This is a genomic window from Dinoroseobacter sp. S375 (assembly GCF_049800775.1).
Lineage (GTDB): Bacteria > Pseudomonadota > Alphaproteobacteria > Rhodobacterales > Rhodobacteraceae > Dinoroseobacter.
The window spans coordinates 111,611-133,612 of record NZ_JBNAFR010000008.1; the positions used below are offsets into that span (position 1 = coordinate 111,611).

The 22,002-nt window shown below is 65.6% G+C and carries 21 protein-coding genes; 9 read left to right on the forward strand and 12 right to left on the reverse strand.

The window, feature by feature from the left end:
* The first annotated feature begins 6 nt into the window (after positions 1-6).
* A complete protein-coding gene (locus ACP150_RS16875) occupies positions 7-1,221 on the forward strand; it encodes a serine hydrolase domain-containing protein (RefSeq protein WP_424967916.1) in 1,215 nt (404 codons plus the stop codon).
* 21 nt (positions 1,222-1,242) lie between these two features.
* Here the strand turns inward: ACP150_RS16875 and ACP150_RS16880 are convergent, their stop codons facing one another.
* The 4 genes from ACP150_RS16880 to ACP150_RS16895 form a co-directional block, all read right to left on the reverse strand.
* Positions 1,243-1,686, reverse strand: coding sequence for an RbsD/FucU family protein (locus ACP150_RS16880; RefSeq protein ID WP_424967845.1), 444 nt, complete (start codon positions 1,684-1,686; stop codon positions 1,243-1,245).
* Between the two features lie 74 nt (positions 1,687-1,760).
* Complete coding sequence (locus ACP150_RS16885; protein WP_424967846.1) at positions 1,761-2,801, reverse strand: substrate-binding domain-containing protein; 1,041 nt, start codon at positions 2,799-2,801, stop codon at positions 1,761-1,763.
* Positions 2,802-2,827: 26 nt separating this feature from the next.
* Positions 2,828-3,838 carry an ABC transporter permease gene (locus ACP150_RS16890; RefSeq protein ID WP_424967847.1) on the reverse strand — a complete coding sequence of 337 codons (1,011 nt, stop codon included), beginning with the start codon at positions 3,836-3,838 and terminating at the stop codon, positions 2,828-2,830.
* Positions 3,835-5,295, reverse strand: coding sequence for a sugar ABC transporter ATP-binding protein (locus ACP150_RS16895; RefSeq protein WP_424967848.1), 1,461 nt, complete (start codon positions 5,293-5,295; stop codon positions 3,835-3,837). Before ACP150_RS16895 ends, ACP150_RS16890 begins: the two co-directional genes overlap by 4 nt.
* Before the next feature lie 186 nt (positions 5,296-5,481).
* Here ACP150_RS16895 and mtnK point away from each other — a divergent pair, with 186 nt between their 5' ends.
* From mtnK to ACP150_RS16920, 5 genes are read left to right on the forward strand one after another with little or no spacing between them, the layout of a single operon-like run.
* The gene (gene mtnK / locus ACP150_RS16900) at positions 5,482-6,741 is read left to right on the forward strand and encodes an S-methyl-5-thioribose kinase (RefSeq protein ID WP_424967849.1); all 1,260 of its coding nucleotides are present in this window, start codon (positions 5,482-5,484) and stop codon (positions 6,739-6,741) included.
* Positions 6,738-7,841 carry an S-methyl-5-thioribose-1-phosphate isomerase gene (mtnA, locus tag ACP150_RS16905; RefSeq protein ID WP_424967850.1) on the forward strand — a complete coding sequence of 368 codons (1,104 nt, stop codon included), beginning with the start codon at positions 6,738-6,740 and terminating at the stop codon, positions 7,839-7,841. Before mtnK ends, mtnA begins: the two co-directional genes overlap by 4 nt.
* Positions 7,842-7,844: 3 nt before the next feature.
* A complete protein-coding gene (locus tag ACP150_RS16910) occupies positions 7,845-8,843 on the forward strand; it encodes a sugar-binding transcriptional regulator (protein ID WP_424967851.1) in 999 nt (332 codons plus the stop codon).
* Positions 8,840-9,538 (forward strand): class II aldolase/adducin family protein, encoded by a 699-nt coding sequence (locus tag ACP150_RS16915; RefSeq protein WP_424967852.1) that lies wholly within the window; start codon positions 8,840-8,842, stop codon positions 9,536-9,538. The genes ACP150_RS16910 and ACP150_RS16915 overlap by 4 nt, the downstream gene beginning before the upstream one ends.
* 12 nt (positions 9,539-9,550) lie before the next feature.
* Positions 9,551-10,630: an aldo/keto reductase gene (locus ACP150_RS16920; protein WP_424967853.1), complete on the forward strand. Its 1,080-nt coding sequence runs from the start codon at positions 9,551-9,553 to the stop codon at positions 10,628-10,630.
* Positions 10,631-10,670: 40 nt separating this feature from the next.
* Here ACP150_RS16920 and ACP150_RS16925 read toward each other — a convergent pair whose 3' ends face one another.
* The 8 genes from ACP150_RS16925 to ACP150_RS16960 all read right to left on the reverse strand — a co-directional run bounded on the left by ACP150_RS16925 (position 10,671) and on the right by ACP150_RS16960 (position 18,914).
* Positions 10,671-11,249, reverse strand: a complete 579-nt coding sequence (locus tag ACP150_RS16925) for a c-type cytochrome (protein ID WP_424967854.1) — start codon at positions 11,247-11,249, stop codon at positions 10,671-10,673.
* The gene (locus tag ACP150_RS16930; RefSeq protein ID WP_424967855.1) at positions 11,246-12,511 is read right to left on the reverse strand and encodes a PQQ-dependent sugar dehydrogenase; all 1,266 of its coding nucleotides are present in this window, start codon (positions 12,509-12,511) and stop codon (positions 11,246-11,248) included. Before ACP150_RS16930 ends, ACP150_RS16925 begins: the two co-directional genes overlap by 4 nt.
* A gap of 188 nt (positions 12,512-12,699) precedes the next feature.
* Complete coding sequence (locus ACP150_RS16935) at positions 12,700-13,308, reverse strand: dihydroxyacetone kinase subunit L (protein WP_424967856.1); 609 nt, start codon at positions 13,306-13,308, stop codon at positions 12,700-12,702.
* Complete coding sequence (locus tag ACP150_RS16940; RefSeq protein WP_424967857.1) at positions 13,308-14,306, reverse strand: dihydroxyacetone kinase subunit DhaK; 999 nt, start codon at positions 14,304-14,306, stop codon at positions 13,308-13,310. The genes ACP150_RS16935 and ACP150_RS16940 overlap by 1 nt, the downstream gene beginning before the upstream one ends.
* Before the next feature lie 30 nt (positions 14,307-14,336).
* Entirely contained in the window at positions 14,337-15,350 is a 1,014-nt protein-coding gene (locus tag ACP150_RS16945) for an ABC transporter permease (protein WP_424967858.1), read from the reverse strand.
* 7 nt (positions 15,351-15,357) lie between these two features.
* On the reverse strand, positions 15,358-16,359 hold the full coding sequence (locus ACP150_RS16950) for an ABC transporter permease (RefSeq protein ID WP_424967859.1): 1,002 nt from the start codon (positions 16,357-16,359) through the stop codon (positions 15,358-15,360).
* Positions 16,356-17,852 (reverse strand): sugar ABC transporter ATP-binding protein, encoded by a 1,497-nt coding sequence (locus ACP150_RS16955; RefSeq protein ID WP_424967860.1) that lies wholly within the window; start codon positions 17,850-17,852, stop codon positions 16,356-16,358. The genes ACP150_RS16950 and ACP150_RS16955 overlap by 4 nt, the downstream gene beginning before the upstream one ends.
* Positions 17,853-17,924: 72 nt before the next feature.
* Complete coding sequence (locus ACP150_RS16960; RefSeq protein ID WP_424967861.1) at positions 17,925-18,914, reverse strand: autoinducer 2 ABC transporter substrate-binding protein; 990 nt, start codon at positions 18,912-18,914, stop codon at positions 17,925-17,927.
* A 224-nt stretch (positions 18,915-19,138) separates the two neighbouring features.
* Here ACP150_RS16960 and ACP150_RS16965 point away from each other — a divergent pair, with 224 nt between their 5' ends.
* The 3 genes from ACP150_RS16965 to ACP150_RS16975 are packed head-to-tail and all read left to right on the forward strand — an operon-like array spanning position 19,139 to position 21,998.
* Positions 19,139-20,113: a sugar-binding transcriptional regulator gene (locus tag ACP150_RS16965; RefSeq protein ID WP_424967862.1), complete on the forward strand. Its 975-nt coding sequence runs from the start codon at positions 19,139-19,141 to the stop codon at positions 20,111-20,113.
* Positions 20,113-20,961, forward strand: coding sequence for a sugar phosphate isomerase/epimerase family protein (locus ACP150_RS16970; protein WP_424967863.1), 849 nt, complete (start codon positions 20,113-20,115; stop codon positions 20,959-20,961). The genes ACP150_RS16965 and ACP150_RS16970 overlap by 1 nt, the downstream gene beginning before the upstream one ends.
* A gap of 23 nt (positions 20,962-20,984) precedes the next feature.
* A complete protein-coding gene (locus tag ACP150_RS16975; protein WP_424967864.1) occupies positions 20,985-21,998 on the forward strand; it encodes a thiamine pyrophosphate-dependent dehydrogenase E1 component subunit alpha in 1,014 nt (337 codons plus the stop codon).
* Positions 21,999-22,002: the final 4 nt, after the last annotated feature.

Genomic DNA, 22,002 nt, shown 5'->3' on the forward strand with positions numbered 1-22,002 from the left:
CGCGTGATGGGCTGGATGCAGGGATTTCCCCCGCCGCCGGACAAGCAGATCACCCAGCCGGATTCGGTGTATTTCAGTTTTCCGCGCCTGCGCTGGTCCGTCTGTCACCTGCGGGAGTTTCTGCCCACAGAAGAGATCAGCCGGGGCCTTGGGGCACCGCGCCCCTTGCCGCGCCCACCCGCCGAGGGGCTGGCGCGCCTGCGGGCCGAGATCGACGCGCTGCAGTTTCAGCCGCTGGGCGATGGGGACCCGATGACCTGGGAGGCGGCCTTCCACGCCAACTACACGGATGGGATGCTGATCCTGCACCGGGGCGAGATCGTCTATGAGCGCTATGCGGGCTGTCTGGCCGAGGATGGCAAGCATGCGATCATGTCCATGACCAAATCGATCACCGGCCTGCTGGGACAGATCCTGGTGGCCGAGGGCGTGCTGGATGAGACGGCCTTGGTGCGCGACATCATCCCCGAGATCGGTGACAGCGCCTTCGCCTCCGCCACGGTGCGGCAGGTGATGGATATGACCACCGGCCTGGCCTATTCCGAGGATTACGCGGACCCGGAGGCGGATATCTGGCGCTATTCGGCGGCGGCCAGCCCCTTGCCAAAACCGGCGGGGTATTCCGGGCCCAACGGCTATTGGCAGTATTTGCAGCAGGTCGCGCCCGAGGGCCGTCATGGCGAGGCGTTTCACTACAAGACCATCAATTCGGACATGCTGGGCTGGCTGATCAGCCGGGTGACCGGTCAATCGGTCACCGCGCTCGCCTCGACGCGGCTCTGGCGGCCCATGGGGGCCGAGCAGGACGCCTATCAGACCGTGGACGGGCTGGGCGTGCCCTTTGCCGGGGGCGGGGTCTCGGCGGGGCTGCGGGATCTCGGGCGGCTCGGGCAGCTGATGCTCGACCGGGGGCGGGTGGGCGATGCGCAGCTCTTTGCGTCCGAGGTGGTGGACCGGATCGCCGCCGGGGGGGATCGCGCGAAGTTCAGCGGTTTCGCGGCGCTTGAGGGCGGCAGCTATACCAGTCAGTGGTGGGTGTTCCACAACGCGCACGGTGCTTATGCGGCGCGCGGGGTGCACGGGCAGACGATCTACGTGGATCCGACAGCGCAAATGGTGCTGGTGCGGCTCGCCTCCTACCCGCTGGCGCAGAACGGGTTCATCGACCCCACATCGCTGCCGGCCTATCAGGCTGTGGCCGAGTATCTGATGGCGCGCTGAGCCCGCCTGCGCACGGAGCGCCTAGAAGATCACGCCCTTGCGCAGGATGAAGCAGCCAAAGGGCCGGTCCTCGCTGCATTGCACCACGGCGAAACTGCCCCCGGCGCGGTCATAGAAGGCCTGTCGCTCGATGCTTTCCAGCAGGCCGCCCTCAGGCAGGCGCGGACGCAGCAGGTCCCAGACCGCCTTATGGGCCTCGGACAGGGTGTCGGGCTGATCGTCGATCTGCATCCGCAGGGCGGAATGGCTGTGGAAATTGTCCAGCGGCATGAGCTGCGTGATCAGATCCGCAACCTCCAGCGCGTCATGGCCCGGATACTGGATCACATCGGGTTCGATGCAGCCCGCCGCCGACCATGTGGCCGGGTAATTGCGGTCAGCGATGACGATCTCGTCGCCATGACCCATCCGGGCGAGGGTCGAGATCAGTTCGGGCGTGGTGCGGGGGTCAATTCCGATCAGCATGGCGGGCTCCGGTCAGGAAAAGGGTGAGCCCGGTCCCGCGCGTGGCGGATCCGGGCCCGGGGGATGGTCGATGGTCAGCGCGCGGGCAGGGGCATCCAGTCTGCCATGGCCACATCGGCGTGCTGGAATTGCGGCATCTTCGCGCCGAGATCCTCCATGTTGCGGATGTTCTCGTCGTTCAGGAAGGTTTGCGTGATCAGGGTCGGCGGCACGATCACCGAGGCCCCTGGGTTCTCGCCCGCCAACATCAGTGCCAGTGCCCGGACCGAGACCTCGCCGACCACGGCGGGGTTGGTGGCGACGGTGGCCTTCCACGCGCTGCCCGGCTCGCGCATCAGCGCGATGTCAGCGGTCGAGATATCGGCGGAATAGATGCTCATATCCCCGCTCAGGCCAAGCTCGTCCGTGGCGATCTTCACCCCCTTGGCGAACTCGTTATAGGGCGCGAAAAAGACCGAGATCTTGGGGTTTGCCTGCAGGGCCGCGCGGGCCTGATTGGCATTGGAATTGGCAATCGGGTTGTCGAGCGTGCCGATCCGCGCGGCCTCCGAGATGCCGAGATTGGCGGCCTTGACCTCTTCCCATGCCACGTGGCGCCGGTCGAGCGGGGCGATGCCGGGCACGTAGACATAGCCAGCGTCGAACGCGTCGCCATTATCGGCAATCGCCTGCTCCAGGGCGAGCTTGCCCAGCAGGTAATCCGATTGCTCGATCTGCGGGATCGCCTCGTTTTCCACGTTCACATCGAAGGCCACGACCTTGATGCCCGCATCCACGGCCCGCTGGGCGGCCTCGCGCATGGACTCGGTCAGCCCGTGCTGGATCACGATCCCGTCCACGCCAAGGGCAATCGCCTGATCCACCATATCCGCCTGCAGCGCCGCATCCTGCCGGCTGTCGAGCACGCGCAGGTTTACGCCAAGGGCGGCCGCCTGCTTCTCGACACCCGAGAGATAGGCCTGAAAGAAGTCGCCCGTGGACAGGTAGCGCACCAGCGCGATGGTGACGTCCCCGGGATTGTCGAGCGGCGCCGGGGCCGTTTGCGCCGTGGCAGCGCCCGCGCCGAGGGCGAGGCTCGCCGCGCCCGTCAGGGCCATGAAGTGACGTCTCAGCATGATGATATCCTCCCTATCGCTGATGGTCAGTGTCCTGCGCCCGTGCGGCGCGAGGACAGGTAGAATGTGAAGACAAGTGCGGCAACCAGCACCGCGCCCTTCACGAAATCCTGGGTGTAGTAGGGCGCATTCATCATGGTCATGCCCTGTAGCAGGATCCCCACGAAGAGCGCGCCGATGGCCGTGCCGAATGCATTGGGCCGGGCCGCGCCGAGCACGGCAAAGCCGATCAGGGCGGCGGCCACGCTGTCGAGCAGCAGGTTATTGCCGCTGGCGATGTCCCCGCGTCCGAGCCGAGCGGCCAGAAGAATCCCGCCGATGGACGCGGTCACGCCCGAAATCATGTAGGCGGCGATCTTGTAGCGGTTGACCGGCGTGCCCACGAGCCCGGCGGCCCGCGCGTTCGATCCGATGGCATACATCAGCCGCCCGTGCCGGGTGAAGCCGAGGAATAGCCAGATCAGCACCGCGATCCCGAGGAACACAACCACGGGCATGGGCAGCAGCCGCTCGATGAACAGATCGAACCGATGCCGCCCGAGCCACAGAAACGCCGCCGAGAAAGTGCCCTCGGCAAATTGGCCATCGCCGAGGCTCATCCCCGTGGCAATCGAATTGCCCTGGGTCGGGATGCGTTGCAGCCCGATCAGCAGGAACATCATGCCCAGCGTCGCGAGCAGGTCCGGCACCCGGAATTTCACGATCAGCAGCCCGTTGATCAACCCGACCAGCGCCCCCATCCCGAGGCAGAGCGCCACGGCGACAATCGTCGGATGCTCGAGGATCACCATGGAATAGGCCGACAGCATCAGCGCCGAGGTCGCCACGGCCCCGATGGACAAATCGAACCCGCCCACCACCAGCGTGCAGGTCACCCCCAGTGCAAGGATGCCGGTGATCGCCACCGATTGCAGCACGAAAGCCGCCGAAAGTGGGCCAAAGAACCCCGGTGCCGCGGCGCTGAAATAGACGATCAGCCCCACCAGCAGGATGAGAAAGCCGTATCGGATGGCGAAATCGAGAAGTCGGTCTGTCATGACATGGGGCCTGTCGCTGGGACTGCGGCGCCGGAGATGTTCGAGACGAGCGCCGCGAGGTCGATATTCTGGTTCACATGTTCGCCGACCACCTCGCGTTCATGGAGGACGACGATCCGGTCGGCGATCTCCAGCGCCTCGTCGATCTCGGCGAGAAAGACGAGCGTGGCCCGACCCTTGGCGGTGGCGCGGATATGGCGGCCGATATCCCGGCGCGCGCCGATATCGACGCCTTGGAACGGCTCGTCGAGCAAGAGCACGCGGGCTGGCTGCAAGAGCCAGCGGGCGATCATCACCTTCTGCTGGTTTCCGCCCGAGAGCGTGCCGATCCCGTCGCGCAAGGATTGGCAGACGATGCCCAGCTCTTCGACCATCTCCTGCGCCCGCGCGCGCTGGCGCCCGGCGCTGAGAAACGCGCCCGCGCTGAGGCTGCGCAGGAAGGGCAGGGTCATGTTGTCGGCAATGTCGAAATCCGGGATCACCGCATTGGTGCCGCGATCCTTGGGGGACATGAACACGCCTTGGGCAATCGCGTCTTCGACAGATCCGGGGCGGTAGGGCGCACCGGCGATCTGCATCTCGCCGCCCGGGGGCTGGCAGATGCCGAACAGGATTTCGGCCAGCCTGCTCTTGCCGCTGCCCAGAAGGCCGACAAGGGCAACCACCTCGCCATCCCGCGCCTCGAGCGTGACGGGGGCTCCGCCCGGCGCGAGCCGCAGATCCGAGAGCCGGAGGATGGGGCTCGTGCCGGGGGCGAGTTCTACATCGACCTCGGTCATCCGGTGGCCGAGCATGGCCGTCACGGCGGCCTCGTAATCGAGCGGAGCGGTCTCGAAACTGCCGGAGATCGCACCGTCGCGCATGACGATGATCCGGTCCGCAAGGCGGCGGATATCGGACATGCGGTGCGAGATGTAGAGGATCGCCACCCCCTGATCCCGCAGCCGGTCGATCAGCGCAAAGAGCCGGTCCGCCTCGGTCGCCGAGAGCGACGAGGTCGGCTCGTCGAGGATCAGCACCTTGGGGGCGCGGGCCATGGCGCGGGCGATGGCAATCATCTGGCGATCCGCCACCGACAGGTCCGAGACCCGCGCTTTCAGATTGACCTCGATCCCCATGGCGGCGGCGACCTTGGCCGCCTCGGCGCGCAGCCGTTTTTCACGTACAAACAGCCCGTGTCCACGCTCCACGAGGCGGTCGAGCATTAGGTTGTTGGCCACGTCCAGATCCGGGATCACGCCGTCATCGATGGACTGGTGCACTGTCACGACTCCCTGGCTGATCGCATCCGCTGCATCCGAGGGCGCGAACCCCGCGCCCGCCAGCGTCATGGTCCCGCCATCCGCCGCGTGATGGCCGCAGATGATCTTCACCAGGGTCGATTTGCCCGCCCCGTTCGCCCCCATGAGCACGGTCACCGACCCCGCCCGCAAGGACAGGTCGATCCCCCGGATCACATGGTTCCTGCCGAACGATTTTTGCAAACCGATTACGTTGAGCGCGTCAACCGCCACCCGTTTCCTCCCCCTTGGTGTCGGTCACGGTAGGCGCGGAGAAATACATTTGTCAAACGAATTGACATAAGTATAAATTGAAAGCTACGCAGAAGAGCGACGGCATGAGAGCGGACAGGGAGGGCGCTGATGACGACAGGCGCGGCGTATGAGGCATTGACGGTGGAAACACTGCCGGACCGCCTTGCAGGGATCGCGGTTCTGGCGGCCAAAGTGGGGCCAGAGGCCAGCGCGTGGCAGGTCGAGGAAGTGGGCGACGGGAACCTGAACCTCGTCTTCATCGTCTCGGGGCCTGCGGGAAAAGCCATTGTGAAACAGGCGCTTCCTTACGTGCGTCTTGTGGGCGACAGCTGGCCCCTGCCGCTCTACCGCGCTTTCTACGAACATCACGCTCTGACCCGTCAGGCTGCGCGCGACCCCGGATCCGTGCCCGAGATCTATCACTTCGACGAGGCGCAGGCGCTGATCGTGATGGAGTTTCTCGCCCCCCATGTCATCCTGCGGCGCAAGCTGATCGCGGGCGAGCATGTGGCGGGGCTCGCGGGTTTTCTCGGCCGGTTCTGCGCGCGCACGGCGTTTCGCGGCTCCGAGCTGTCCATGGCCAGCGGCGATAAAAAGGCGGATGCGGCGCTCTTTGCGGGCAATGTCGAGATCCCGGCGATCACCGAGGCGCTGGTCTTCACCGATCCGTATTTCGAGGCCGAGATGAACAACCACACTGAGGGGCTGGGCCCGGTGGTGGCCTCTCTGCGCGGGGATGTGGCGCTCAAGATCAAGGCGCAGCGCGCGCTGCAGCGCTTCGTCTCCAATGCCGAAACCATGGTCCATGGGGATCTGCATTCCGGCTCGATCATGTCGACCGAAAACGACAGCCGTGTCATCGATCCGGAATTCGTCCAATACGGGCCGCTGGGCTTCGATATCGGCATGCTCTGCGCGAATTTCCTGATGGCCTATTTCAGCCAACCCGCCCATCGCGGCCCGGAGCTTGAGACGTATCAGGCCTGGATCCTCGGCTTGATCGACGAGACCTGCGCCACTTTCGAGACCGAGTTCCGGCACCTGTGGCAGACCGAGCGCACGGGGATCCTCTATCCCCGGACGTTGTTTGAGGATCAGGGCCATGACAGTGGTCCTGCCTGCGCCGAGGTGCTGGCGGGGATCTGGCGCGACGCATGGGCGGTCTGCGGGATCGAGATGCACCGACGCTGCCTGTCCCTGGCGCATAACGCCGATTTCGAAGAGATCGCCGACCCGGCGATCCGCGCCCCACTGGAGGCGCGCAACCTGACGATGGGGGCGGCGTTGATCCACGCTGCCGATGGGGGGCTGACAGCCGCCGAGGTCTGCGCCATGGCGCGGGAATTCAATGGAAAGGACGTTCTATGAAGATCGACGGCACGCATTACCGATCCCTGTGGTGGAACGCCGAGAAGGGCGTTCTGGAGATCATCGACCAGCGCTGGCTGCCCCATGAATTCCGCGTGGTCCCGGTGGCCAGCATGCAGGATTACGCGGATGCGATTTTCCAGATGCGGGTGCGGGGCGCGCCGCTGATCGGGGCGACGGCGGCCTATGGCATGGCGCTGGCCATGGCCGAGGATCCCTCGGACGGGAATATGGATGCGGCCTGGACCTTCCTCGAGAAAACCCGGCCCACGGCGATCAACCTGCGTTGGGCGCTGGATCGGTGCCGCGCTGCCCTGCGGCCTCTGGCCGAGGGCGACCGGGCGGTGGCGGCGCTCACGCTGGCCCATGAGATCGCGGATGAGGATGTCGAAATAAACCGCCAGATCGGCGAGCATGGTCTCGCCCTGATCCGCGAGATCGCGGCGAAAAAGCCCGTCGGAGAGCCTGTGCGCCTGCTGACCCATTGCAATGCGGGCTGGCTGGCGACGGTGGATTGGGGCACGGCCACGAGCCCGATGTATCACGCCCATGATGCGGGGATCGCGCTGCAGGTCTGGGTGGACGAAACCCGTCCGCGCAATCAGGGCGCGCTGACCTCGTGGGAGCTGGGCAAGCATGGGGTGCCGCACACCTATATCACCGACAATGCGGGCGGGCATCTGATGCAGCACGGCATGGTGGACATGGTGATCACCGGCACCGATCGCACGACCCGGCAGGGCGATGTCTGCAACAAGATCGGCACCTATCTCAAGGCGCTCGCAGCGCGGGACAATGACGTGCCCTTCTATGTGGCGCTGCCATCGCCAACCATCGATTGGACCGTCACCGATGGCGTGGCCGAGATCCCCATCGAAGAGCGAGACAGCCGCGAGATCACCCATATTCAGGGCCGGACCGAGGCGGGCGCGATTGGCGCGGTGCAGGTCACGCCCGATAGCACGCCAGGCGGGAACCCGGCCTTTGACGTGACGCCGAACCGGCTGGTGACCGGGCTGATCACCGAGCGCGGGGTCTGCGAGGCATCGGCGTCCGGGCTGGCCGGGCTGTTTCCGGATTTCGCGCAGGCGGCGCAGTAACGCGTGCCGGCCCAGGCCCTTCCACCGGCAAAGGCGCGCGGCGCGGCGGATCCCGCCCGGCTCGCGCCGCGGGACGATGCGCCCTTCATCGAGGCGGCCTGGCTTTATTACCATGACGGTCTGAACCAGACCGAGATCGCCGAGCGGATGCGGATCAGCCGTGCCTCGGTCGTGAACTACCTCAACGAGGCGCGAGCGCGGGGCTGGGTGCGGCTGCATCTGGACAGCGACGTGTTTCGGGGCCACAGGCTCGCCGCCGAGCTTTGCGCGGTCTACGGTCTGGCCGAAGCGTTGGTCATTCCCGATGACCCTGCCGAGCCCGAAGGCGCGGCCCGGGTTACCCAGGCCGCTGCCGATTGGCTGCCGCGCCTGCTGGAGCCCGGCGACCGGCTGGGCGTCTCTTGGGGGGCGACGGTCTATCAGATGGCGCAGAAGGTGCCGCCCCATCCGATCCCCGATCTGACGGTGATCCAGCTTCTGGGCTCGCGCCCGGCCGCGCTTGGCTTTGCCGCCGAGACCTGCACGGCGATGCTGGCCCAGCGGTTGGGGGGGCAGTGCATCAACCTGCATGTGCCCCTGATCCTGTCGAACAAGGCCCTGCGCGATGCGCTGTGCGACGAGCCCGTGGTCCGGTCCCAGCTCGAGGCGCTGGCGGGCTGCAACAAGACCGTGCTGGCCTGCGGGACCTGTGATGGCGATGCCCATGTGGTGCGCAGCGGGATCCTGAGTGCCGAGGCGATTGCGGGCTACCGCTCCAAGGGCGCCACGGGCGTGATCTGCGGACGGCTGATCGATCAGGCGGGCGCGCCCATGGTGACCGAGGTCGAGGAGCGGATGATCGGCGTCACGCTCGACCAGATGCGCGGCAAGGACATGGCCCTGCTGGTGGCGGCTGGCCCAGGCCGGGCAGAACCGGCCCGCGCCGCCCTGCGCGGTGGCTTTGTCACCCATCTCGCCACCAGCACCCGGATCGCCCAAGACCTGTTGGAGAGAACCCCATGAGCCCGACGCCCGCCCCACCACCCGCCGCCCCGCTGCCTGATACGACCGAGACCCGTCAGGCGCTGATCGATGCCTGCCTGTGGATGAATGCCCGCCACCTCAATCAGGGGACCTCGGGCAATATCTCGGCCCGAATCGCGGAAGGCATCCTCATCACCCCCTCGGGTGTGCCCTATGAAGAGCTGACGCCCGAGGCGATGGTGACGATCCCGCTGGCGGATCTGCCTCCGGCCTCCGGGCCGAAACCGTCCTCGGAATGGCCTTTTCATCAGGGGATGCACCAGGCCCGTCCGGATATGCCCGTGGTCCTGCATGCCCATCCGCCCTATTGCAGCGTGCTTGCGGTGCAGCGCCGGGCGATCCCGCCCTGCCACTACATGATCGCGGCCTTTGGCGGCCATGACGTGCCGCTGGCGGATTACGCGCTGTTCGGCAGCCCGGAGCTCTGCGCGAACATGGCCGAGATCATGGCCGATCGCCACGCCTGCCTCATGGCCAATCATGGGGCGACCGTGCTGGGCGAGACCATCGAGAAGGCCCGCTGGCGCCTCGAAGAGCTCGAAACCCTCGCGCGGACCTATCTCTTCAGCAGCATCGGCGGCGCGGCCCAACTACTGAGCGAGGCCGAGATCGCCGAAGTGCTCGTGGCCTTTCAGAGTTACGGGCCAAGCAATGACACAGAGACGGCAAGCTAGGGGAGGCGCGCCATGCAATACCGCATGCTCGGACGGACGGGGCTCAAGATCTCGGTCATCACCATGGGAACCTTCACCTTTGGCGGGCAGGGGGCCTTCGGGCGCACCGCCAGTCAGGGCGTGCCCGAGGCGCGCAAGCTGGTCGACACCTGTCTCGATCACGGTGTGAACATGTTCGACACCGCGAACATGTATTCCACGGGCCTGTCAGAAGAGATCCTTGGCGAGATCCTCAACGGGCGCGATGACGACGTGCTCGTCACCTCCAAAGCGCGGATGCCCATGGGCGCTGGGCCCAATGACGAGGGGGTCTCGCGCTGGCACCTGATCCGGGAATGCGAGCGCTCGCTCAAGCGGCTGCGCCGGGACCATATCGACCTCTATTACATGCATGAATGGGATGGCCTCACCCCGGTCGAGGAAAAACTTGCCGCCCTCGACACGCTGATCCAGCAGGGCAAGGTGCGCTATGCCGGGTGCTCGAACTATTCGGGCTGGCAGGTGATGAAATCCCTCGCCGCAGCACCCAGCCATGCCAGCCGTTTTGTCGCCCAGCAGATCCACTACACGCTCGAAGCGCGGGAGGCGGAGTACGAGCTTCTACCGCTCTCGGTGGATCAAGGGCTCGGCGTTCAGGTCTGGTCGCCCCTGGCTGCCGGGCTCTTGTCGGGCAAGCACCAGCGCGGCGCGGGGCTCGCCGAAGGCTCGCGGCAGGCGCAGGGCTGGGACGAGCCGCCGATCCGCGACATGGAACGGCTCTGGACGATTGTCGATGCCCTGACCGAGATCGGCGAGGCCCATGGCGTCGAGGCCGCGCAGGTCGCACTTGCCTGGCTGCTGACCCGTCCGGCGGTGGCCTCGCTCGTGGTGGGCGGACGCATGGCGGACCAGTTCGAGCGGAACTTCCGGGCGGTGGATCTGGTGCTGTCGGAGGAGGAGCTGACCCGGCTGAACGATGTGAGCCGTCTGCCGCTGCTTTATCCCTATTGGCACCAGCATAACTTCGCGCGGCCCCGGTTCAGCCCGGCGGATCAGGCGCTCCATGCGGATTACCCGGACCGCCATTATGGCGGCGAAGACGGTCTGATCTGAGGCGGTGGGGGGAGGCCCTGGTCAGGGCCGGCCCCTTGGGTCATTCGGCGGGCTGGATGTCCAAGGTGATGTTGGCGTACCACTCCGCCAGGGCCCGGATTTCCTCATTGCTGAGATCCGCCGAAATCTCGGTCATGATCTCATGCTGGCGTTTGCCGCTGCGAAAGGCCTTGAGCTGCGTATCGATATAGATGTTCACCTCGCCGGCCAGATTGGGCGCATCGAGCAGGACCGAGATCCCATCCGCCCCATGGCAGGACACGCAGGCCGCCGGGGCCTGTTCGGCGCTCACCCCCTCGGGCAGGGTGGCCACGACCCGGTGGTTCGCATACCAGGCCGACACGTCCGAAATCTGCTGCGCCGAAAGCCCGGAGGCCACCACGCTCATCATCTCATGGGCGCGCGCCCCGGTCTTGAAGGCCATGAGCTGCGCTTCGAGATATTCCTTGGGCTCGCCGCCGATATGTGGGGCGATCGGGATCGCCGCATAGCCATCCACCCCGTGACAGGTCCGGCACATATTGGCAATCTTGCGGCCCGCGGCGGGGTCGCCCGCGAAGACCGGGGTCCCCCCGGCGAGCATCAGCCCGCCGAGAAGAGTGATGGCGACAAGCCTCATTGAGCGGCCATGCCCACATAGGCGATGCGCCAGATCGCGCCTGCGAAGTCGTCGGAGATCAGCATGGAGCCATCGGGCAGGAACTCGATATCCATGGGACGTCCGCGATACTCGCCGGTCTCTTCATTGAGCCAGCCATCGGCAAAGACCTCGGCCCCGACCGCATCGCCGGTTTCCGGATCCAGCGCCGTGAACATCACCCGGGCGCCCACGGGCTCGGTCCGGTTCCAGGACCCATGCTGGGCCCAGAAGATGCCGCCGTGATATTGCTCGGGATAGCTGCTGTCATGGTAGAACCGCATGCCCAGATCCGCCGCATGGGCGGTCAGTTCAAGCTGCGGCTCGACAAAGCTCACGCCCTCGGGGCGGGGCGCATCGCTTTCCGAAATGATCTCGACCCGGCTGTTGGTCCAGGGGAAGCCGAAATGCTGGCCCGCCTCGGTCTGCCGGTTCAGCTCGCCCGGCGGGATGTCATCACCCATGCCGTCGACCTGGTTGTCGGTCCACCACAGCTCGCCCGTGGCCGGGTTGAAATCTTGCCCCACGGAGTTGCGCACGCCGCGGGTATAGACCTCGCGCTCGGACCCGTCGGTGTTCATGCGGATGATCCCGCCGATGCCGATCTCGTCATAGAGCTCGATCTTGTCCACGGGCTGCACGTTATGCGGCTGGCCAAGCGAGACATAGAGCTTGCCATCCGGGCCGATATCGCAGACCCGCGCCGAGTGGTTGAAGCTCTCTTCCTCCTCGGGGATCAGCTCGCCCTGAGCGACGACCGTACCGACAGCGATATCCGGGCTCTCGAAGAAGAACTCCGCCGCCGGGAAGACGAGGATGCGGTTGCGCTCGGCGATATAGAGGAACCCGTCCGGCGAGAAGCAGGGGCCGTTCGGGATGTCGAAGGTCACCGAGGGGGCGAAGTCCTTGACCTCATCGGCCACCCGGTCCCGGTCGCGGTCTACGATCGCCCAGACCTTGTCCTTGCGTGTTCCGGCAAAAAGCACCGTGCCCTGCGGGGCCATGGACATGGAACGTGCATCCGGCACCACGGCATAGAGGCTCACCTCGAACCCGTCGGGCACGTTGATATGCTCCAGAATGTTGGTCAGCGCAGTGGCGCGTTCTCCTTCCTGATCGATGAAGGTGAAGGTCGCGTCGGTCTTCTGCATGTTGCTGAGTTTTTCCATGTTGTCCTGGGCCAGGGTCGGGCCAGTCAGCATGGTTCCGAGCAGCAGCCCGGCAATACAGGATTTGTAAGTCATATTTTCCTCCCAATGTCTCATCAAAGCCCGCCGAGATCTGTGTGTCGGTCGTGCTCCATGAGGGGTCATGATCGCTTTACGTAAGGGAATCTGTCAACAGTCTTGGGCGTTCCTCCTGTCTAGATAATTTTACAATCTTGCGTTGTATGGCAAATGCTTAGACACCTGAATGGAGCAGGGCGGCGGGCTCATTCGACGGCCACCGCCGCCTTGACCACCGAGTGCATGGCCAGCATCCCCGGATCGTCCATCCCGATGCTCTTCTCGCCAAAGATCCGCGCCCGCCCGACCGTGGCGGGTTTGTCGCGAAACGCGTCGAGGGCCTCATCCACGGCGCGGGACGCAGCGGCCGCGCGCGCCCCCGGCGCGGCCTCGGCGAGGGCCTTGGCCAGCGCATCGAGGCTGTCGAGCACGGTCTTGCCCCCAAGTTCGGCCTTGCCACGCTCCTGCATCTTGTCGCGCGCGCCCGCGATCAGATCGGCCATGGCCTCGGGCGCGATCTCGGTCTGGCCGCGCAGGGCCTTGGCCGCACTCATCAGCCCCGTGGCCATCAGCGTGCCATAGGAGGAGCCGGAGGATTCCGTGAAGGCCTTGGCACAGCTCAGCAGCGCCATGCCCAGATCCTCGGGCAGCGCCTCCTTGCGCTCAGAGATCGCCCGCATCCCTCGGGTCATGGTCACGCCCAGATCGCCATCCCCGAGCGCCCCATCGGCGCTGTTAAGCATGTCGAAATCCCGCTCCATCGCGGCGGTGATCCGGTCGATGGCCGCCAGAAGCGTCTCGCGGGTGATCGCCATCACACCCTCCAGAACGCGCAGTCACAGGGCGCGGTGAGCAGGGCCTCGAGCGCGTCATCGAGCTTGCAGAGCGTAAAGGACACCCCGGCCATCTCCATGGAGGTGGCATAGCGCCCAACGAGCGGCATCACGACGGTGGCCCCCACCGCGTCGAGCCGCGCCTTGACGATCCGGTAGAGGATATAGAGCTCTTCGGGCGGGGTCGCGCCGAGCGAGTTGACCATGATCGAGACCCGGTCCCCCTCGGCCAGCGGCATGTCCGCCAGCAGGCGGTCCATCATCTCGGAGGCGACCTCGTCGGCGCTGCGCAGCTTGCCGCGCCAGACCCCGGGCTCGCCATGGATGCCCATGCCCATCTCCATCTCGTCCTCGGCGATCTCGAAGGTGGGCTTGCCCGCTTGCGGCACCGTGCAGGGCGACAGGGCCGCGCCCACGGACCGGCAGGCATCGGCAGCCTTCTGGGCCACGGCGGTCACCGCGGCCAGATCCTGCCCGGCCTCGGCGGCGGCCCCGGCCATCTTGAACGCATAGACCATGCCGGCCACACCGCGCCGTTTCTCGCGCTCTTCGGGCGGGGCCGAGGCCACGTCATCGGCCAAGAGGACCGTCGTGCAGTCGATATCGTCGAACTCCACCAGCTCCCCGGCCATGTCGAAATTCATCACGTCGCCGCCGTAATTCCCGTAAAGCCGCAGCACACCCGCCCCGGTATCGGCGGCCCGGATCGCATCAGCCATCTGTTCGGCCGAGGGGGAGGCGAAGACATCGCCAATCGCGCAGGCATCCAGAAGCCCGGTGCCCACATAGCCCGTGAAGACCGGCAGATGCCCCGAGCCGCCGCCGGTCACGATCCCGACCTTGCCCGCCTTGCCGGGGGTGGCGCGGGCGACGACCTTGCCGCTCTCGCCATGGAGCCGGTAATACTCCGGATGCGCAGCGGTCAGGCCCGCCAGCATCTCGTCCACGTAATCCTCGGGTCGGTTGAGTAGCTTTTTCATGTCGTCCTCCTCCCGGTCAGACTGTCTCGCTTATTTTGGAGCCTTGGCGAAGCTGTTGCGCAGGGTGGCCAGGGCGTTGGTGTTGATCACCATCACGAGGATCAGAAGCGCGCCCCAGATCAGCTCGCGCGCGAAGTTCGAGACCTGCAGCATGTTGAGCCCGCTCGACAGGAACTGCATGGACAGCACCGCGAGCACCACGCCGATCACCCTTCCATAGCCGCCATAGGGGTTCACCCCGCCCAGCACCGCGATCAGCACCGCCAGCAGCAGGTAGGACGAGCCATAATCCGCCTTGGCCGAGTTCGCCCGGCTCATGATGATCAGCCCGGCGATCGAGGCGAACATCCCAGCGATCACATAGACCTTCAGGAGCATCCGGTTGATGTCGATCGCCGCATATATTGCCGCCAGCGGGTTGGCCCCGTACATGGTCACCCGCAGGCCAAAGGCCGTGCGCGTCAGGATGAGGTGCAGGATTACCGCCAGTAGCGCGAAGAGGATGAGTGGCACCGGCACGCCCATGACCTGCGCATTGCCGATCAGCGCCACGGTGCCCGGAAAGCCCATCACAGCACTACCGCCGGTCATGGCGATGGCAAAGCCCGTGAAAACGAGGCCCGAGCCCAGGGTCGCGAGGATCGGGGGCAGGCCGAAAAACGCCACAAGGCAGCCATTGGCGAGCCCCGCAATGGCGCCGATACAGAGCGCCGCCGTGATCGCGATGGCCAGCCAGATCGCCGATTGCCCGGCGGCCATCTCGGGGCTGGTGAATTGCGTGAGGATCAACGCCGCGATCACCGCCGAGAGGTTCGCGATCCCCACCACCGACAGGTCTATCCCGCCGGTCATCATCGCCAGCGTCATCGCCAATGCGAGGATGGCGAATTCCGGGAACTGGAACGCCATGGAGGTCAGGTTCTGCGACGACAGGAACCGGTCCGGCGACAGCACCGCCATCAGCCCGAAGACGAAGACCGCGATCACCAGTAGCCGGAATTCCGGCGCGGCGGTGAAGGTCGAAGTGGAGGCTTGCTTGCTCATGAAATCCTTACCCCGCCCGTGCCGCGGCCCGCTTGGCGCGATAGGCGGGAACGCCCGTGCCCAAGAGGATCAGAAGACCAATGGTGACCGATTGCCATGTGGTCGGAATGCCGATGACAATCAGGCTGTTCTGGACGATCACGATCAACGCCACGCCCAGCAGCGTCCCCGTCAGCGTGCCGTAGCCCCCGATCAGCCGCGCACCTCCGAGAACCACGGCGGCGATCACCGACAGCTCCAGCCCCACCAGCGAGAACGGGTCCGCCATGCGCCCGACCGAGCCATGGATGATCCCCGCAAGTCCCGCGAGCGCGCCGACATAGACATAGACGAAGAACTGCGTCCATTTCACGTTGATGCCGATCCGCCGCGCGCTCTCGACCGAGCCGCCAATGGCATAGATCGACCGGCCCAGCATGGTCTTTTGCAGGATGAACCAGGTCAGCACGATCACCGCCAGAAGGGCCAGTACCGACCAGGGGATCGAGTAGAAGTTCCCGGCCTCCGTGGTGCCCCGCGCCAGCACCCCGCGCGAGAAATCCCGCATGGAGGGGGGCAGGGCCGAGATCCGCTGCGAACCCACGAAGGTCAGCAGGAAGCCGCGAAAGATCGACAGGGTGCCCAGGGTCACGATCAGCGTGGGCAGGCCCAGAAAGGCGATGAAAAACCCGTTTATCGCGCCCAATAAGGCCCCGAACAGGATCGAAACCACGAAGATCAACGGCCAGGGCGCCTCGGGCCAGATCGCGAGGAACACCACAGAGGATGCGTACATCGCAAAGACCGCGATGGCCGTGAAGCTCACATCAATGCCGCCCGAGACCAGCACCAGCATCGCGCCCACGGCGAGGATGCCGATGACAATCGAGGCGCGCAGCAGGTCCGAGACCGTGGTGATGGTGAAAAAGCGCGGATCCGACAGGGTCGCGATGATGCAGAAAAGGGCGATGACCCCGGCGACGAGGGTCTCGTTCCGGGTCCAGAAATCCTTGGGGAGAAGGTCGCTCATGACGCCAACCTGCGTGTCAGATCGTCCTCGGTGGCCACGCGACCGTCCAGGGCGTCGATGATCCGGCCGTCGCGCATCACGATGATACGGTGACAGGTGGCCAGCAGCTCCGGCAGGTCATCCGAGATCACGATGATCCCGATCCCCTGACTGGCCAGATCGCGGATGATGTCGTGGATATCGGCCTTGGAGCCCACATCCACCCCCACGCTCGGCCCGTTCAGCACCAGCACCCGGGGCGCGCGCGACAGCCAGCGCGCCAGCGCAACGCGCTGCTGGTTGCCACCCGACAGGGACTGCACCGGTGCGGTTACATCCGGGGCCTTCACCTTGAGCCGCTTGAGCCAGCCCGAAGCCTCGTCCACGAGGCTGCGCATATTCAGAAAACCGTTGTTCACATGGGCATCAAGCCGCCCGATGGCGACATTGCGCAGGATCGACTGGCTCAGGAACAGCCCCTCCGTCAGCCGGTCCTCGGGCACATAGCCGATCCGCGCCATGGAGGCCGCCTGCGGATCGCCCGTGGGCACGGCCGCATTGTCGACGGTGATCGTGCCCGCATCCGGCGCGACCAGCCCGAACAGCGCCTTGGCCACCGAGGTGCGCCCACTGCCCAGAAGGCCGGTGATGCCCAGAACCTCGCCCGCGCGCAGTTCGAAATTGATATCCTCGAAAGAGCCTTCCTTGCGCAACCCGCGTACCTCCATCAGGGCCTCGGCCCCGGCGGCATGGTCGCTGGGCGGCACCTCGGGCACGTCGCGGCCGGTCATGTGATAGGCCAGCGATTGCGTGTCGAAATCCGAGGCGGGCCCCTCGGCCACCTTCTTGCCGTTGCGCAGCACGACGACCTTCTCCGACACCTCCAGCACTTCGGCCAGCTTGTGGCTGACAAAGATCACGGCGACGCCTTCGTCCTTCAGCATCCGGATGATGCCCTGCAGGCGGCGCACCTCCTTCTCGGTCAGGGCGGTGGTCGGCTCGTCCATGATGATCAGTTGCGCCTGCGAGGCCAGCGCCCGACAAATCGCGACAAGCTGTTTTTGCGCCACGGGCAGGGTCTCGACCCGGGCGTCGAGGTCGATCTCGACTCCGATCCGGTCCAGTGCCTTGCGGGCGATCTCGCGGCTGGCGCGCGGGTTGAAGAACCGCTCATGGGTCGACAGTTGCGTGGCAAAGGCGATGTTCTCGGCCACGTTGAGGTTCGGAAAGAGCGAGAAGTCCTGAAAGATCACCATCACGCCCGCCGCCGCCGAGATCCGCGGGTTCAGGTCCGGCTGATCCTCGCCGGCGATGCGCACCATGCCTTCGGTGGCGGGCTCCACGCCCGAGATGATCTTGATGAGGGTCGATTTGCCGGATCCGTTCTCGCCGGCCAGACAGACCGCTTCGCCGGGTTGGACGGTAAAATCAACGGAATCGAGCGCGGTGACCCCCGCGTAGCGTTTCGTTATCGCGCGCAGGTCAATATACGCGGTGTCACGTGTCGGGGACATGAACAGCCAACTTCAATCAGGGATGTCTTGAAAAGCCAGGGCGGCCCGAAGGCCGCCCCGTCTCGGGAGTGATCAGAACGGGTAGTCCGCCATGTTCCCCGCATCCACATTCACCCAGGCCTGGCCATAGATGACCTTGCCGTCGAGCGAGATGTTCTCGTAGCCCGGCAGGCCCAGATCCATGCCATCGGTGACCGTCTCGCCATTCATCACCATGACGGCAAGCTTGTTCATGGCCTCACCAGCCACGGCCGGATCCCAGAAGCCGATGCCATCCACGGCGCCGGTTTCCAGATACTGGCCCGCGATCGAGGGCAGGGAGGTGCCGAAGACGCAGGTCGCATCCTCCATCCCGCGCTCTTCGATGGAGCGTCCGATGCCCGCCACATCCGTAGAGGCCGAGCCCTGCATGCCCTTGATGTTCGGGAAGGCGCGCAGCACTTCCTGGGCCTTGGTATAGGCCTGCTCGGCGTCGTCGAAGGTCTCGTTCTTGTCGCCGACCAGGGTCATTTTCGGATAATTCGCCTCCTGATGGGCAATCGCGCCATCGACCCACTGGTTATGGGTCTGCGAGGTGAGCGAGCCGACAAAGACGGCATATTCCCCTTCGCCACCCATGCAGGTTGCGAGCTGTTCCATCAGGTTGGCGCCGAAATCCTCGTTCACGAAGGCTTCGAGGTCATAGGTCGTGTTCTGCTGGGCGGCGGCCTCGTGCGTGATCACGGCAATGCCGGCTTCCATGGCGCGACCCAGAACGGGCTCCAGCGCCTCGGGCGACATCGGAACCACCGCGAGCGCATCCACGCCTTGGGCGATCATGTCCTCGATCAGCGCGACCTGTTGCTGCGGGTCGGCCTGGGCGGGCCCGACCTGGAAGGCGTTCATGCCGGATTCGTCGGCGAATTTCTTGACGCCTTCCTCCATCCGGTTGAACCACTGGATGCCCGCGATCTTGACCACGGTGGCAATGTCCTTGGAATGACCATCCGCGGCCACCTGTGTCCCCATGAGGGCTGCCGAAGCGCATGCGGCACTGGCCAGCAATGTAATCTTGGTCTTCATCTCTTCCTCCCTAAGCCCGCGGATGCGGGTTCTTCTCCCGTCCGGCGGGGGACCCGTCGGCGCAAAAAAACCTGTGACTTATCAAACGCCTGCCTATGCTCGGGCATATGTCTCGGGGCGCTTGGATCACACTTGTGCATTGACTGCACGTTTGTGACTATATAAGCACGAAACCCTCGGTCAAGCCATTTTGTCGCAGCTCGCGGGGAGGCCCCGGAACGCCCATGTTGATGCAGAAACGTCAGGCGGATAACGACATCGCCCAAGCCGCGTGGCTTTATTACGTTGGCAATCTCAGCCAGCAGGAGGTCAGCAAACGGCTCGGGATCTCGCGCTTCAAGGTGCTGCGGATGCTGGCGGATGCACGGGCGCAGGGATTGGTTCGAATCGCGGTCGAACATCGCACCTCGCGGACGCTGGAGCTGGCGGATCGGCTGGTCGCGGCCTTTGGTCTGCAAGAGGTGCAGGTCGCACCCATCGGTGCCGAGACCGAGGATGAGGCGCTCGCACGCAACGCCGTCGCCATTCTGGCCAGCGGCTATCTCGCCCGGATCGCGGGCTCGGACCGGCAGGCCACGGTCGGGCTCGGCTGGGGACGGACCCTGTCGTCGATGGCCGATAACCTGACCGGCGTGCGCAATTCCGGGCTGACCTTCGTGTCGCTCATGGGCTCGGTCACCTATGCCTCCCATACGGCGCCCGGCGATGTCTGCGTGCGGCTCGCGGCCCAGACCGGCGGGCGCGCCATCCTGATGCCCGCGCCCTTTGTCACCGACAGCGCCGAGGCCTGCGCCGGGATCATGTCCCAACGCCTCGTGCGCGAGGCCATGGACGTGGCGCGCAAGGCCGACCACGCGCTGATGAGCGTCGGCGAATGCCGCGAGGGCGCGATCCTCTTTGACAGTGACATCTTCAGCGCCGCGCAGATCCAGCAATTGCGCGATGCGGATGTGGTCGGGGATTGCTGCGGGGTGTTCTACAAGGCCGATGGCACGGTGGCCGATATCGAGCTCAACCGCTGCACGCCCTGTGTCCAGCCCGCGGATATGGCTGGTATGGAGACCGTGCTGCTCGCCGCCGGTCTCGGCAAGCTCGCCGCCACCATCGCGGTGCTGCGGGCGGGCTTCGTGAAAAAGCTTCTGGTGGATGAGCGGCTGGCCAAGGGCCTCGTCGCGGCAAGCGAAAAGGGGGAGGCGTGATGGAAGGCTTCGGGGTGCATACCAGCATGTGGACCATGTCCTGGGATCGGGCGGGCTGCGAAAAGGCGGTGGCCAAGGCCCAGTCCTATGGCATGGATTTTCTCGAGATCGCCTTGCTCGACCCGCCCAGCGTGGATGCCGAGCACAGCCGTCAGGTGCTTGAGGCGGCCGAGATGCGCTCGGTCTGCTCATTGGGCCTGCCGCAGGCGGTCTGGGCCTCGCACAACCCGGACGGCGCGGTCGCGTTCCTGACCCAGGCGCTGGACAAGGCGGCGGCCATGGGCTCCGAGGCGCTGTCGGGGGTCGTCTATGGTGGGATCGGCGAGCGGACCGGCAAGCCGCCGACCACCGCCGAGCTCGACAATGTGGCCGACGCGCTGACCCGGGCGGCGGCCCATGCGAAATCCCTCGGGCTGCTTTTCGGGATCGAGCCGGTGAACCGCTACGAGACCCATCTGCTCAACACCGGCTGGCAGGCGGTCGAGATGATCGAGCGGATCGGAGCCGAGAACATGTTCGTCCATCTCGACACCTACCACATGAATATCGAGGAAAAGGGCATCGCCCAGGGCATCATCGATGCCCGCGAGCACCTGCGCTACATCCATCTATCGGAATCCGACCGGGGCACGCCCGGGGCCGGGACCATCGCCTGGGACGAGATCTATTCCGCCCTGCGCGCGGTCGGCTTCAAGGGTGGGCTCGCCATGGAAAGCTTCATCGACATGCCCCCCGAGATCGCCTTTGGCCTCTCGGTCTGGCGGCCCGTGGCCTCGGGCGAGGCCGAGGTCATGGAAAACGGCTTGCCCTTCCTGCGCAACAAGGCGCGGCAATACGGGCTGATCTGACGCGATCCGGGAAAAGGACAGACATGAAAAACTCAACGCTGCCAGAGCTCTATGCCGAGATGCGCCGGGTGCGCAGCTTCGAAGAGCGCGTGGGCGAGCTGTTCGTGCGCGGCCAGTCCGCGGGCTCCATGCTGCATCTGTCGATCGGCGAGGAAAGCACCGCCGTGGGCGTGTGCGCTGCCATGGAAGAGGGGGATACCTTCACCACCCACCACCGGGGGCACGGGATTTTCCTCGCGCGCGGGGCCGATCCCAACGGGATGATGGCCGAGATTGCGGGCAAGGAGAGCGGCTATTGCCGGGGCAAGGGCGGCTCTATGCATATCGCCGATATGGGGCTCGGCCATCTCGGCGCGAACGCCATTGTCGGCGGTGGCATCCCGGCCGTGGTTGGCGCGGGGCTCGCGGCACGCCAACAGAAAAGCGGCAAGGTCTCGGTCGCGTTTTTCGGCGATGGCGCGACCGGGCAGGGGATCCTGTACGAGAGCATGAACATGGCCGCGCTCTGGTCCCTGCCGGTGATGTTCGTCTGCATCAACAATCAATACGGCATGGGCACGCGGATCGATCAGGCCACGGCCAATCCGCGCCTGCATGAGCGGGCCGAGGCCTTTGGCCTCGCGGCGCGGACGGTGGACGGGCTCGCGGTCGAAGATGTGGCCGAGGCCGCCGCCGAGCTCATGGCCGGGGCGCGGGCGGGCAAGCCCGCCTTTCTCGCGGTGGATTGCTACCGGTTCTACGGCCATGCCCGCAAGGACAAGTCCCCCTATCGCGATGCCGCCGAGGAAGAGATGGGCCGTCAGAAAGACCCGGTCCAGCAGGCCCGCGAAAAGCTGATCGCGACAGGTCAGATGACCGAAACCGAGCTCGACGCGCTGGATGACCGGATCGCCGCCGAGATGGACGGTTCGATTGACTATGCCATCGCCGGGAAGGAGCCGCAGATGGCCTCCATGTTCCGCGATGTCTATGACCCCTCGCAGCCCGAGCCGGAGCCCGTGCGCACCCGCCTCGACCGCATTCTGGCGCAGGAGTAGTCCC